The following is a 14,066-nucleotide window of genomic DNA, read 5'->3' as shown; positions in this document are numbered from 1 at the left end:
ATCATTACATATGATCTCTCAATTTTAGGTGCTGGTGTTTATAATGTTACTGTTGTTAATCCGGTGACTGGTGAAAGACGTGATTATGCTATTACTGTTACTGTTGCTGAAACCATTTCAGCAAGTGATGTTACTGTAACATATGGTGTTTCATCTAAATTCACTGCTAACTTCACTGACCAATATGGCGTTGCATTAGCTAACACAAATGTTACTTTCAAAGTTGGTGAAAACACAATCAATGCAACTACTGATGTTAACGGTATTGCAGTATTTTCCATTGTCTTTGATGCAGGTAATTATAACGTAACTATTACAAACCCTGTTACATGCCAAGTTGTTACTAAATCAATTGCTGTAAAACCATTGGCTACCAAGTTATCAGCTTCTAAATTAACAATGGTTTATAACACTGGAAAATACTTAAAAGCAACATTAAAAGATGCTAATGGAAAAGCATTGGCAAAACAAAAAGTTTACATCAAAATCAATGGTAAAACATTCGAAAGAACTACTAACACAAATGGTCAAGTTAGCTTGAAAATAACATTGCCTGTAAAAACTTACACTGCAACAATAACCTACAAAGGAACCACAAACTATGTCAAATCTTCTGCTAGTGTAAAAGTTGTAGTTAAAAAAGCTTCTCCTAAAATGACTGCTAAGGCAAAAACATTAAAAACAAAAACAAAAAAATACACCATTGTCTTAAAAGACAACAAAGGAAAAGCAATGAAAAAAGTTAAAGTTACTCTAACAACTAAAGTCAATGGTAAAAAAGTCAAATTAACCGTTAAAACAAAAAATAATGGTAAGGCGACATTCAACCTTAAAAAATTAGTTAAAGGTAAATACACAGCAGCTGTTAAATTTGCAGGTAACAAAAACTTCAAAGCAGTGACTAAAAAAGTAAAAATAACTGTTAAAAAATAGAAAGAATTAATTTTCTTTCTTTATTTCTTTTTTTTCAATGCTGAGGTGTTTTTCATGAAAGCCCACAGAATTATTTTCTTTTTGTTGTTAACATTTTTTATCATGGGTGCAGTTTGTGCTTCAGATTTAAATTCTACAGATATTGCTAATCAGGATAATGTTAAGGAAATTTATGTTTCGGATACGGGTGATGATTCAAATACTGGATCGAATCTTAGTCCTTATGCGTCTATTGGAAAGGCAATTAGTAATTCAAGTTCATCAGAGGATGTAACAATATATATAAGCCAAGGTACTTTTGGTAGTGATAATGATTCTAATTTTGATATTAACTTAAATCATAAAATTTATGGTGGAAGTTTAACTTTTATTGGTGAAGGTAAAAATAAAACTTTTATTGATGGACAATCCGCTTTTAAATTCGCAAATCTTAATTCTAACACCAATATTACTCTTAAAAATTTGTCTTTAATTAATTTTAAAGGGCAAAATGGTGGTACAATTTCCAGTTATGGTATTTTAACTATTGACAATTGTAAAATTGAAAATAGTTATTCAACATCTAATCGTGGAGGGGCAATTTATGTTGAGGGTGATGAAGCAGTTTTAAATGTTAAAAATTCTGACTTTATTAAGACTTCAGTTAATCAATATAATCCTCGTGAATTTTATGTTCAAGGGGGTGGAGCAATTTATGCAAGTAATGTTAAAGAATTATACTTGGAAAATAATACTTTTAAAAACATTAGACTTGCAAATGTTAATCTTAGAGGAGTTGCGATTTTATCTAATTCTAAAACTTATTTAAACTGTAATAAATTTATTAATTTAACTGGCACTACTCTTGACGCTTCAATTTTTTTAAATAATCCTAATTTAATTTCAACTGTAATTAATAATCAGTTTATTAATTGTTCTATGGAATCAACTCAATATTCAATAGTTCATTTAAGTCATGGAAATTATACATGGAAAAACAATACTTTTATTAATTCACAAAATTCTATAGGTAATGTTTACCTTTCTGGAATAGCCTATGATACTATTTTAGAAATTCCTAGTGAAATTAAATTTAACATCACTTCGTTTAATGAAGGTATTGTAATACCTGTTAATCTTAAAGATGATAATGGAAATATCATTAAATCTGAACGAGTTGAATTAAAATATGTTGGAGTTAATAAAACATACAAAAATACATTTTTTATTGATAATAATAAAATTACATTAACATTTGATAGTGTACTTCCAAATGGCAAATATGATGTTTATTATGGTGAAAACAAAGTTAGTGTTATTGATATTAATTTAACTGATGAGTTAGTAGAAGTTTGGGTTGCTCCTAATGGTAATGATGCAAATTCCGGCACTAAAAATGCTCCATTTAAGACAATTGAATATGCTATTGTTAAATCTCTCCAATACACAGTTAATGTTGTTGTGCATCTAGCTAAAGGTACATATGCTGATGATGGGAATTTAGGTTTTTCTCTTTCTAATTTGGGTAATGTTGAAATTATTGGTGAGGAATATTCAAAAACAATTATTGATGCCCAAAATTCAAACATTTTTATGAATATTGATAAACTCAATTTATCTATTAAAAATATAACATTTACAAATGGATATATTAAAGGAGGAGTATTACTTTCAGGTGTTTATCTTGATAATTGTATTGTAACTAATTCAACTGCAGAATATATTTACTTTAGCACAGGATCCGCTATTGCGGGTTATGTATTAAGCAATGTCAAATCTGATAATTTGGTTTATACCAACAATAAGGGAGTACTCTATCTTTCTAATAATTTATCCAGTGGTTACTTTGCGAATAATAATAATTCTGCTAATGATTATGGTTTTATTTATGTATCTAAAGATTATATTGTTATTGAAAACTGTAAATTTATAAACAACACTGCTCGTGATGGGAGTGTAATAAATTTAAACTATGCTTTGAGATTTACAAGCCTAAATAACTATTATGAGGGAAATTATGCAATAAATTCGGGTGTATTTAGATTAACTGCTGAAAATCATTACTTTATAAACGATGTTTATATTAACAATAGTGCTCAAGATTATGCAGTATTTGGTGTTGGTAGTAGAAATCAGGTAATTTCAATTCCGGAATTCTATAATTGTACTTTCATATCAAATAATGCTGAAAAAGGAGTATTGGGTTTAAAACAAGGAAAATTAGTTGATTGCTCATTTAAAGATGATAAATGTTATGAGGTTGTTATTGTTCCAATCGAAATTACAAAAAATGTTGATTATGATGAGATTACTTTTGAAAATGTGGAATTTAACAATACAGGAATTTATTTGGATGCCGATAATTTAAATGAGGGTTTTAAATATAAACTTGATTTAATAAATTTAACAATCAAATTTGATGATTTAAATATTAAATCTTATGCTAATACATTAACTGCTACTGTTATTGGGCCATGTGGGTCAAATGTTTCAGGAAATAATTTAGATTTTATTTTTAATGGTAAAAAAATTGGTTCCGCTCCAATTGTGAATTCTTCTTCTACTTTAAAATACTTTGGTTTTGTGGATGGGGTTTACACTTTATCCGGATCTACGTCCTCAGCATCCTCTTCAAGTATAATTGCTGATGGAACAATCATTGTCGATTTAAATTCATCATCTTTATGCGAGGTGTGGGTTTCAGAAAATGGAAACGATGAAAATATTGGAACCTCGGAAAGTCCATTTAAAACAATTAGTCATGCATTTGATGTTGCTTCAGAAAATTCTGGAAACATTGTAATTTACTTAAAAGAAGGAACATATGATAGTGATTTAATAATTTCATCAAATATTAATGTTAAAATCATTGGTCAAGGTGAAAAAACTGTACTTGATGGTAAAAACGCTAATAAAATTATTAAAATCACTGAAGGTAGAAACCAAGTCATGTTTAATAATTTAACTATTCAAAACATTAATCCTAACAATTCAAAATCTGGAATAATCAATTCCCTCTCACCAATCTTTATTGGAAATTCTAATGTGGTATTTGATAATGTTAAATTCATTGAAAATCATGGTGGTAATGCAATAATTGAAAATAATGGAAATTTGACTATTAAAAATTCTGAATTTAAATATAACGGTTATTCATCAAAAGGAATTATTTCTGGAGGATATGTAGTAATTAATAATACTCTAATGACTGCTAACTTTGGTCAATATAGTATGATTGATGTTAAAGCACTAGATATGGAAAATTGCGAAATAAAAGATAACTTTATCTTAAATACAGGTTATCTTTTTATAACTGCAACCCAATCAATAAACGCTTTAAATTGTAAAATTTATAATTCTGGAAATGCTTCAGAAGACATTTTAAGCATTGGTGGATATGGTGGAAATCTATTAATTCCATTTTTATCCTTAATGGCAACTGACATATCCGTATCTAATATCACTATGGAAAATAATATTGATTATGGTGCTGATGAGGCTGCATTTATAGCATTTGGTGCTAGGGGAGGTCCAAATATGGATACTGCCCATAAAAGTCCAGTTAATGTTTATGCGGTTAATTCCACATTTTCTAATTTCCAAATGATTTGGATGACCAATGTTTTTGAGAATGCGACTAGAATATTTGATAATTGCATATTCGAAAACTTTAGTGCAATTGCAAGAAGTTTAACTGAAGGGGAAAATCCTACATACAATATATCTAATTCAATATTCATATCAGATGAATTTGTTATTGATCAAATTGGATTTAGGACATATGATTTCCCTAATGGTTTGGATTTGAACTATAATTGGTGGGGAAGTAATGATAAGCCAGTTATTGTTGATATCCAAAATGATGGTCAACATATGGATAAAACATTTTCACCTAATAATTGGTTAGTTTTAGTTCAGGAAAATGGCCTTTACAAGTTTAAACTTAGTGATGGCAAACAGTTACTTGATTATGATGGTAACTTGCCAGTTGGAATCGTTTATGTTAAAGATGAAACAAATAATATAATTTCTGTTTTAAATATTGGTGGTGAAAGTTATAAATTTACAAGTGATGGGGATGATGTTGTTGTGGATTGGTCAAATCCTATTGCGGAGGTCGTTCCTCTTAAAACAGTAAATATCACAGTATTTGCACAGGATGTTAATTTAATATATGGTGATAGCAGTAAATTCGTTGCTAATTTCACAGATATCTGGGGTGATGCATTATTTAACGTTAATGTTACATTTTCTATTGGTGGGGATTTAATTAAGGCAACTACCGATGAGAATGGTACTGCATATTTTAATATTGATTTGGCTTTAGGATCATACATTGTTGAGGTTATAAATCCAGTTACATCTCAAAGTATCTTCAGAACTGTTAATGTAACTACGGATAAGAGTATTGTCGCTGGTGATGTTAGTGCGGTTTATGGTGACAAGTCTGTCTTTTCAGCGGTTTTCACTGATGAGTTTGGATATCCTCTAATTAATACTGTTGTAAGCTTCAATATTGGTGGTGATATTGTTAATGTTACTACTGATGAAAATGGTTGTGCAGTGTTTGCCATTAATTTCAATGCGGGCAGTTATAATATAACTTCTGTTAATCCTGTAACTGGAAAGACAGTTTCTAATTCTGTAGTTGTAAGTAAAGTTGCCACTAAAATTACTGCTCCTAAGGTTTCCATGGTTTATAATGATGGTAAATACTTAACTGTAACTTTAAAAGATGCCAGTGGCAATTATTTAGTCAAATCTGACGTTACAATTAAGGTGGGCAGTAATGTTTACAATAGGGTTACTGATTCCAAAGGTCAGGTTAAATTATTAATAAATTTAGCTCCGAATACATATTCAACAACAGTCAGTTACTCTGGTGGAAATAATTACATTTCTTCATCTTTAAAAACTAGCGTTATAGTTAAGAAGGCAACTCCAAAAATAGCTGCTGCCAAAAAAACCTTTAAAAAATCAGTCAGGACCAAAAAGTACACAATAACTTTAAAAAACAACAAGAACAAAGTTATGAAAAACACTAAAGTCTATATTAAAGTCAACGGTAAAACTTACGCTGCTAAAACCAACGGCAAAGGTAAGGCAACATTCAAAATTACCAAGTTGACTAAAAAAGGAACTTTCAAAGCCACCATTACATACAAAGGCAGCAAATATTTCAACAAAGTAACTAAAAAAGTAAACATTAAAATTAAGTAGATGCACACCACATCTACTATTTCTTATTTTTTAAAAATTAATTTAAACTATTTATTTATTGTTTAATTAGTTTAAAAATTATATGTAGTTGTTTAAAAAGCAAATTGATATTTATAATTGTTGTAGTTAATGTCAATAGGCTTGAATTAAATTAAGTCTATTAAAACCGCTATTTTTCAACACTTGAATAACAATTTTATTATGTAAAATATATAAAAAATATAATAAATGAGATAATATAAATTATATTACATGACAGAAGATAATATTAGTTGGACAAGTTTTTGCCAGGCAATGAATTCAATAGCATACTGGCTCATCCAAAACAAAAAGAAATACAAGAAAAGAGACTACTACCAAATATTGACAATGAAAGGTAGCTGCAAGGATGTAGAAAAGAAAGCCAAAAAGCTTGGAAGCAATAAGCTGGTGGCAATGTATACGATGGACTTAATAAAAGATAACAAGTCACTGGACTTTCTTCCAAACTATGTGACACTTAAAAACGGTGAGAAAATCGACAAAGCTGAATATGTGGACATGGCCATAAGGACAGAAGCTTATATCAAAGCCAATAAAAGGCTTCCAGCCATCGTATATAGAATATCAACACTGCCCGACTACAAGGATTCCACAATGAAACTGTTTGTAAAAACATTCAACTTCAAGGGAAATACAATAGATGAGGCTTTAGCTATTATAGCAAAGAAGAAATTATACAGCAAATACTTTGATTCACAAAAAACAGACAAGAAAACAATCAATGATGCCAGTCAGGGTAAAGGTTCCAATTGCGTGGACTGGGGACAAGTCTATTACAGAATAGCCAAATCATTGGGATATGATGTGCAGTTTGTCCACGTTAAATGCCGTGTTAGTGGAACAGGCCATATTAGGTTAAGGCTTAAACATAAAAAACATACTTCAGGTAACTGGATTAACAGAGATCCGGCTGCAGTAGCAGATACAACTTCAGGAAATGTCAGATCAATATGGTGTGAAGATGGATACCTCATAGCTTATGATCCATCTTGGATATTCACTGACTTGTATAGTAGTTAACGTTAATGTTAACTATTTTTCTTTTTTTTTAACGTTGGTATTGGGAATCAAGTTAGGAAACTTACTTTTTAAACAATTTCATATATATTCTGATTTCAAATCATATCGGATTTCCAAAAACCCTTCCGTTAATGTAAATTTCAATTCATTAAATTAATACTATGATATATTATATTGATTATATTAACCGTATCTTCTTGGAAACTAATGAGAAAAACAAAGATGAAAATTGTTATTCCCGAACTTGAGGTTTTGAAACTGATAATGATAAATTTATATAATTGAAATAATAAAATATTATATTAATTATTATATACAGGTTGTAATAGCTATGGCCAATATAAATAATACCTCATCCTATATGGATGAAGACAAAAAGCAAATTATCAAAGAGTCCAATTATACCTTTAGGGATGCTCTTGAAGTTTCAGCATATCTCATCGAAGTCGGAAAGTTTGAAAGGTTCTACAAGGAAATGCAAATCCACGACCTTCAAAAGGAACTTGACGAAATGGGTGACGAAGAATAGCTTCAAAAAATATATCTCGGGTATGTAACTCTTCAAAAGAAAAACTGTTTTTCATAGGCAAAAGTAATAATTTATTATTACTTTTATATTTTTTTTATAATAAAATTTTATATATAATACATAATAAATATATGTATTATGATAACCGAAAAAACCAACATCAGCGCAAGAGTTGAAATAACACTCAAAAAAATAGTAGAAGAATCTAGTTTTAACCACAAGGACGCATACGAACTTGGAGCAATGCTTATAGCTATCGGCGATGCTGAAGATACCATAACACTGATACACAACAATCCCAATTATCATAAAACAATAAAACAGACTGAGTACAGACTAATCGAAGAGAGAAAACACCAGCTCGAAAGGGAATTAAGAGATTTATAGGAGAACCATTACCATGGGCCGAGGAAATTCAGACGTCATTTTCTTTCTTGAGCAGCACGAACAGGAAATAATAAACTGCTGCAAGAAGGCAATGAGCAACAAGGAAATCATAGAACTGTTAAAAACAAAATATGAATGTGAAGTTCCCGAAACCACCTTCAGAAGATTCAAAGCAGGATTAAAACTGACCAAAGTAGACTTCCTGGAAACACTTTTAGATGAAATAATGGTCATGAAAACTCAAGGAGCTACTGATGAAAGCGTGAGAAGATGGCTGGATGATGAACATGACTTTGAAGTGAGCAGGGCAACATTTTCAAGATTCAAAAAGAAATACCATCTAACGGATAATGAAAAAGACCCAAGAGCAAAAAACAAGGAAGCATTAACAGACAGAGCCATCACTCAAAGGCAAATAACAGACAACAACGTTCACGAGGACAATATCGATTTGGCTATTGATACAATACTCCAGCAGCAGGTCACAGACATCAAAACAGGTCTTGACAATCTTGACAAGATTACCAAAAATGCTGTAGGCATTGAAATTGACTTTGCAAAACTGGATCAGGAAGTAAGATACAACGCCAACGAAAAAAGCCTTGCAAGATACCTAATTGACCTTACAGAACTAAAAATCAGATATCTGGAATTGTCAGTTAAAGCATTTGAAGCCAAAAACAGATTATTCAAAGATGAAATGGACAGATTATTCAAAAACAGAGTTTTAGAGTTGGAAGACAAAAAGATTGAAATCTCACAAAAGGACATAATGAATGAAATAGAAATCCTTGCAAAACAAATTGACGATAACAATGTATGATGAAAACGGTGAATTCTATTTAAGTGCCAGGGATAAGGCAATTCTTCAGAAGTGCGTATATGAAAATCCATATATTCCCTTCAATCCATTTCCAAAGCAGGCTGAAATGATACTGGCAACTGAAAAGGAAGTCCTGATTGGAGGTGCCGCTGGAGGTTCCAAATCAACAAGTCTACTCATGAGAGCATTGTTCTATGTTCAGGATGATGCCAACGAATACCATGCATTGATATTGAGAAGAACATTATCTGACCTTAAAAGAAAAGGAGCATTAATACATAAAGCCAGTCAATGGCTTAACAGAAAGGAAATTCAGAATAATCAAAGCATCAAACCGAAGTGGGATGGAACAGAACATTCATGGACATTTCCCAATGGAAACTCACTGACTTTCGGATATTTGAGAAACATCAATGACCTCGATACTTACCAAGGTTCCGAATATCAGTTCATTGGTATTGATGAGCTGACACAGCTTGAACGATTCAAATATATCTACATGAGATCCAGAGTAAGGAAAACCAAAGACAACAGGCTTCCAACACAACTAATGGCATCATCAAACCCTGGAAAGCGTGGAAACAAATGGGTACGTGAAAGATTCATAGAAAAAATAGACACTGACATTCAGGATAAATCACAGATTCGTTTTATTAGCTCCAGCTATCTAGATAACATTTATTTAGACCGTAATGATTATGAAGAATATCTTATGGGATTGGATAGGGTAACAAGGGAACAGCTGATGAACGGTAACTGGTATGCCAGTGTTAAAGGTCAGCTATTCGATGAATCATACTTCCACATAATCTCTCATGATGAATACATGAAAATACCAATCGTTAGGGTTATCAGATATTGGGATCTTGCAGCTACTGAAGTATTGAACGATGACAAATTGAGAGGAAGTGACCCGGATTATACCGCAGGTGTCATGCTGGCCAAAGATCTAAACGGCAACATTTACATCCTAGACTCATATGAGTTTCAGCTTGAGTCAAGAAACCTGATCAATGAAATATTAAATACTGCAGCACGTGACAAGTCCGACGTGCAGTATATTGAACTCGACGGCAGTACAGGTAAAAACTTTGGATTGCTTATAATTGATGAGTTAAACCGAAGAGGGTTCACTACAGGTGCTGGTAACTCAAGAGAGAATAAAATTGATAGGGCAAGAAGAGTTTCAGCTGATATTCAAAAGAATGGAATTTTCCTGGTTGGAAAGGATAGGACAGGGTTTACGAAAAAGTGGGCAATGGAATTTCTGGAAAAAATTACAGCATATCCAAATGAAGCTATTCACGATGACTGTGTTGTGGCATTCACTGGTGGTTATGAAAAAATTACTGCAGAAACTCAAACTCAAAGAGTTGATGTGGATAGGTGGTATTCCACGTAATAGCTATTTATCAACTCATCAATTCACCACCATTTAGGTAAATCCACCATGCAGATGCTACGATTATATCCTAAAAAAGTATCTGCTTTTTTTCTAGTAAATTTATTCAATTTTAATTCATTGACTAAAACGGGAGAGGGAGATTTAGTTCCTTTTAAAAAATAAGATTCTCCACCCACATCGTACTCGTCACCCCATTCATCATATAATGTAACCGATTCTGTTTCACGAAGTATGTTTGATAAATGGATGGCATATATGATTTCATTAGCTATATCTAAAGCAAAGACTTTTCCAAAATATGATGTATGTGCTTCTTTAATAATTTCATTAACTCTCACTTCTTCTTTGAAGGAATTATCTTTATCTAAAAAACGGGTTAAATTAAAAATCCACAAACAGTAAATATCCCTGTCATAATAATATTTGCTTTTTGCACGAAATTCGTCAATATCATTGTGTTGGTGTACACATTCAATAGCTACTTTACGAATGTTACCAAAATGAACTTTAAGTTCACAATAGTAATCTGCAATCCTTGAACCTATTTTCCATTCCAATTCTGAAACTATTACTTCATTATCTCTTTCAATAATTTCTTTGATTTTCTTTTTCATAGTTTGGTGAATGATTGATTCCCCCTTTTTGCCTTTTCTAAATATGCAAATTGTGTTTCCGTCTTTATGGCTGAAATGCCATATGTTTTTAGTGCCTTGTTTTAGTGTTAATTCAGATCCGCAATCTGGACAATAAAATTTATTTCTATTTCCGTATTGATCTTTTTTTTGTGCTTCATCAGCATAAATTCTATTTCCATCTTCTGTTAATGCAACTAACATGATTATTAACTCCTTAATAAATTTCTTCTGCCTCGCCATATTAACTGGCGTTGCCTTTTTCTTAACTCTTTATATTCCCAATACATCTGTGATGTGATATGCCCATGCAGTCTTCGATACTCATCTATCTTGACAATCTCTGCCTGTACAATAGCTGCTTCGCCTTTATGCCAGCAGTACCATGGATGATGGCAGGCAACATCACATTTTGAAGCCAATCCTGTTTTGCAGTTGTTGCAGTAATCTACAAACCACAATTCTTTTTCCCTTTCTCGCTTTTCCTGTTTGGCTTCTGTTATTTGTTGTTTTATAGACTTCATAATATATCAAAATAATGATTTTATAAAAACCATAAAAACTATTGAGAAATTTTTGGATGGTTTTTTTAAATAGCTTTTAAAATCCTTTAAATTAAAAAATAATGGTTCTTAGGAATTTTCATCAAGATGTATTTTTAAAAAACTATTTTTTTTCCAGGGTATGTGGGAGGTATTGTTAAAGTTACCTCCCCCTTATCCTGAAATATGCGGATTTTCATTTGAAAAGCCATTACCAATTCCCACTGAAAATTCTCCAATAAACCTAAAAACAATTATCAGCAGTTTTTTATAAAAACTTTCACCAAAGTTTTTTAAGGTTTTCATGGTTTTTTAAGTTTATTGGTTTTTATGGTTTTTTAACAATCCATTTCGGTTTTTTAATCTCACTGTCAAAGTTCATGATACTTAACCCCTCAATAAATTCATCTTCTCTCATAATGTCTACAACCCATTCACCAACTTCATAGCAGATATTTTCATATATTGAATCGTCAATGTGCTTTAAGTCATAGTTGATAGATGCAACTTCACTCTTTGCTAAGTCATATACATTGGCTCTGCCGGAATGTGTTGTTATCTGAAGAAATCCCTTATCTGCCAATTCATACATATATTTCCTGACTGATGCCTTACTTAATCCAAGATTTTGAAGTGAGAAGTATTCGTTGGTTGTGATTCCCATATCCAATACTTCCCTATCCTTTTTCATTCGCCAGTCCTCGATATTGTTTCTGATGTCATTTAAAACCTCAACTGCCTTAGGAGACAGGTTTGCAGATATGCTTTCCTTGTATGGCTTAAGCAAACTCATGAATTCCTGCACGTCTGCAATGTTGGTCAGGATTACTTTCTTGCCGTCAATGTCATAGACTTCATGATTATAGTAGTTCAGGGCAGTTATTGTTTTCAGTATGCCGTTAAACTTGTCGAAATCTCTTTTATAGAAAGCAGAGTCCTTCAGGAAGTTGATTACAAAGTAAACATATGGATTTATTATTACAATGTTTTCAAATACTTCCTTAAGGTGCAGCAGCATGTATGGAACTAGCTCAGCTTCCTTTTCATATTTCTTTAGAATCTTGTAGCTTTTGCCATGCTTGAATTCCAATGCACTGTTTCTGCGATTGAATATAAATTGATTGTCCATTCTCGGTGTGATGAAAATGCTTCTGCTCATTTCCTGATCATCAAAATAATGATTGGGTACAGTAGTGTATGTAAGACAAGGCCTTCCAACAAGTTCAAGATCCTTCACTTCCCATCCCCCTTCGCCGTCAGGAATGTTTAAGGGTTTGTTTAGAAAACCGTCTGACTGCAGTTCCTTCATGAGGTTTTTGGATTCTTCCATAAAGTCATGGTCGTTGTTTCCTCCCATATCTCCATAGTTAACGATTTTGCCGTCATAGAAATATCTGTCCTTTTTGGCACGATTGAAGAGTGCCGCTTCGGTAATCTTTTTCTCATTGACGACAAAGCGTTTTGGAATCAGTTTCAGTGCTGTTTCCTGGATGTGGGATTTGCCACTGCTTGCCTCACCAAGACATATTACAGATACCGGATTTCCCAAAACTACTTGGCCTGCATATACGGTAAATGCATACATTATGTTGTTTCTCTCACCTGCTGTAAACCATTCGACAAGACTGCCAATATAAATTAAAGGACGGCTTAGAGATTGAAGTTTGGTGATAGCTTCCTTTAATTTGACAGTATCCTTTTCCTGCTCGGCCTGTTTCTTGTCAGTTATTTCCTGTTCGATGACAGACAGTTCGTTTTCATAGTTGAGCTGGAGAAGTTGTTTTACTTCTGCAAACTGGTTGTTGACAAGTTTCGGATTTATCTCTCCATTGGGATTTATGATTTGTTTGAATTGTCTTGCGACATTACTTTGAGAAGATAATGTAGCTGGAGTTTTATTTAAGTATTCTCCAATTTTATTACCATCCTGATTTTTAAATACATACGTAACCTTATCCACATTCTTTCTGTTGATGATAAGGGTTATTGTATCTTTTGTTGGTAATTCAGCTACATTACTCATTTCTTAACTCCATCTAGACTTGAACATCTTTTACAATGAAACTGTAGTAGACATAGGTTCCGGATTTCTCTTTGACCTGAATTGTCATCTCGGATAATCTGTTAACGAATTCACGGTATTCGGCAAGATTGACGTTTCTGACAATGTTGGATTTTCCGACTGAACCTGCATTTTCCAATTCTAAAATGGAAGTAATGAAGTCAAAGAGTACGCTTCCTTTTCTGATGTCTTTGTGGTCGTCACCGTCGTTTTTGAGGTTTACGTTGATTTCAATGTAAAGCTGGTCGTCATCCTGGAAGATGAATAGCTTGAACCTGTTTACGGTTTTTTCTTCACCGTCATAGTCAAAGGTGTATGATGTAACTGAAGACATTTGTGGTCTGCCTCGAAGTAGGGTTCCGTCTTCAAAGTCTTTTAGTTCCGCTTTTTCATATCCTTCCGGGATTTCTACAATCTCTTCGTAATCTAGTTGGGTACCTGTAAATATGGTTTGTTTAGTATTTTCAAAGCTCATTTTGATTCTCTCCTAAA

11 protein-coding genes are annotated in these 14,066 nt (G+C 32.3%); 7 read left to right on the top strand and 4 right to left on the bottom strand.

From position 1 onward, the window contains the following. The 7 genes from QZN33_RS06915 to QZN33_RS06885 all read left to right on the top strand — a co-directional run. Positions 1-933 (top strand): Ig-like domain repeat protein (locus tag QZN33_RS06915; RefSeq protein ID WP_342764144.1); only part of this gene is annotated, 933 nt, incomplete at its 5' end. A gap of 102 nt (positions 934-1,035) precedes the next feature. Further along, positions 1,036-6,132 carry a DUF1565 domain-containing protein gene (locus tag QZN33_RS06910; RefSeq protein ID WP_296790316.1) on the top strand — a complete coding sequence of 1,699 codons (5,097 nt, stop codon included), beginning with the start codon at positions 1,036-1,038 and terminating at the stop codon, positions 6,130-6,132. 252 nt (positions 6,133-6,384) lie between these two features. After that, a complete protein-coding gene (locus tag QZN33_RS06905; RefSeq protein WP_296790314.1) occupies positions 6,385-7,194 on the top strand; it encodes a hypothetical protein in 810 nt (269 codons plus the stop codon). A gap of 331 nt (positions 7,195-7,525) precedes the next feature. Beyond that, positions 7,526-7,723, top strand: a complete 198-nt coding sequence (locus QZN33_RS06900; RefSeq protein WP_296790310.1) for a hypothetical protein — start codon at positions 7,526-7,528, stop codon at positions 7,721-7,723. Between the two features lie 138 nt (positions 7,724-7,861). Beyond that, positions 7,862-8,110: a hypothetical protein gene (locus QZN33_RS06895; RefSeq protein WP_296790307.1), complete on the top strand. Its 249-nt coding sequence runs from the start codon at positions 7,862-7,864 to the stop codon at positions 8,108-8,110. A gap of 13 nt (positions 8,111-8,123) precedes the next feature. Further along, positions 8,124-8,933, top strand: coding sequence for a hypothetical protein (locus QZN33_RS06890; RefSeq protein ID WP_296790300.1), 810 nt, complete (start codon positions 8,124-8,126; stop codon positions 8,931-8,933). Then, complete coding sequence (locus QZN33_RS06885) at positions 8,926-10,335, top strand: phage terminase large subunit (RefSeq protein WP_296790298.1); 1,410 nt, start codon at positions 8,926-8,928, stop codon at positions 10,333-10,335. The genes QZN33_RS06890 and QZN33_RS06885 overlap by 8 nt, the downstream gene beginning before the upstream one ends. 23 nt (positions 10,336-10,358) lie before the next feature. Here QZN33_RS06885 and QZN33_RS06880 read toward each other — a convergent pair whose 3' ends face one another. The 4 genes from QZN33_RS06880 to QZN33_RS06865 all read right to left on the bottom strand — a co-directional run bounded on the left by QZN33_RS06880 (position 10,359) and on the right by QZN33_RS06865 (position 14,049). Beyond that, entirely contained in the window at positions 10,359-11,174 is an 816-nt protein-coding gene (locus QZN33_RS06880) for a competence protein CoiA (RefSeq protein WP_296790296.1), read from the bottom strand. Between the two features lie 5 nt (positions 11,175-11,179). Beyond that, positions 11,180-11,494 (bottom strand): hypothetical protein, encoded by a 315-nt coding sequence (locus QZN33_RS06875; RefSeq protein WP_296790293.1) that lies wholly within the window; start codon positions 11,492-11,494, stop codon positions 11,180-11,182. Positions 11,495-11,840: 346 nt separating this feature from the next. Next, entirely contained in the window at positions 11,841-13,535 is a 1,695-nt protein-coding gene (locus tag QZN33_RS06870) for a hypothetical protein (RefSeq protein WP_296790290.1), read from the bottom strand. Between the two features lie 13 nt (positions 13,536-13,548). Continuing rightward, positions 13,549-14,049 (bottom strand): hypothetical protein, encoded by a 501-nt coding sequence (locus tag QZN33_RS06865; protein WP_296790287.1) that lies wholly within the window; start codon positions 14,047-14,049, stop codon positions 13,549-13,551. Positions 14,050-14,066: the final 17 nt, after the last annotated feature.

The sequence above is a fragment of the uncultured Methanobrevibacter sp. genome, assembly GCF_900314615.1.
GTDB lineage: Archaea > Methanobacteriota > Methanobacteria > Methanobacteriales > Methanobacteriaceae > Methanocatella.
This window is presented reverse-complemented; position numbering and strand designations above follow the sequence as displayed.

Coding starts and splice junctions, on each gene's coding strand:
- QZN33_RS06910 (WP_296790316.1), top strand. CDS start 1,036: ATGGGTGCAGTTTGTGCTTCAGATTTAAATTCTACAGATATTGCTAAT.
- QZN33_RS06905 (WP_296790314.1), top strand. CDS start 6,385: ATGACAGAAGATAATATTAGTTGGACAAGTTTTTGCCAGGCAATGAAT.
- QZN33_RS06900 (WP_296790310.1), top strand. CDS start 7,526: ATGGCCAATATAAATAATACCTCATCCTATATGGATGAAGACAAAAAG.
- QZN33_RS06895 (WP_296790307.1), top strand. CDS start 7,862: ATGATAACCGAAAAAACCAACATCAGCGCAAGAGTTGAAATAACACTC.
- QZN33_RS06890 (WP_296790300.1), top strand. CDS start 8,124: ATGGGCCGAGGAAATTCAGACGTCATTTTCTTTCTTGAGCAGCACGAA.
- QZN33_RS06885 (WP_296790298.1), top strand. CDS start 8,926: ATGTATGATGAAAACGGTGAATTCTATTTAAGTGCCAGGGATAAGGCA.
- QZN33_RS06880 (WP_296790296.1), bottom strand. CDS start 11,174: ATGTTAGTTGCATTAACAGAAGATGGAAATAGAATTTATGCTGATGAA.
- QZN33_RS06875 (WP_296790293.1), bottom strand. CDS start 11,494: ATGAAGTCTATAAAACAACAAATAACAGAAGCCAAACAGGAAAAGCGA.
- QZN33_RS06870 (WP_296790290.1), bottom strand. CDS start 13,535: ATGAGTAATGTAGCTGAATTACCAACAAAAGATACAATAACCCTTATC.
- QZN33_RS06865 (WP_296790287.1), bottom strand. CDS start 14,049: ATGAGCTTTGAAAATACTAAACAAACCATATTTACAGGTACCCAACTA.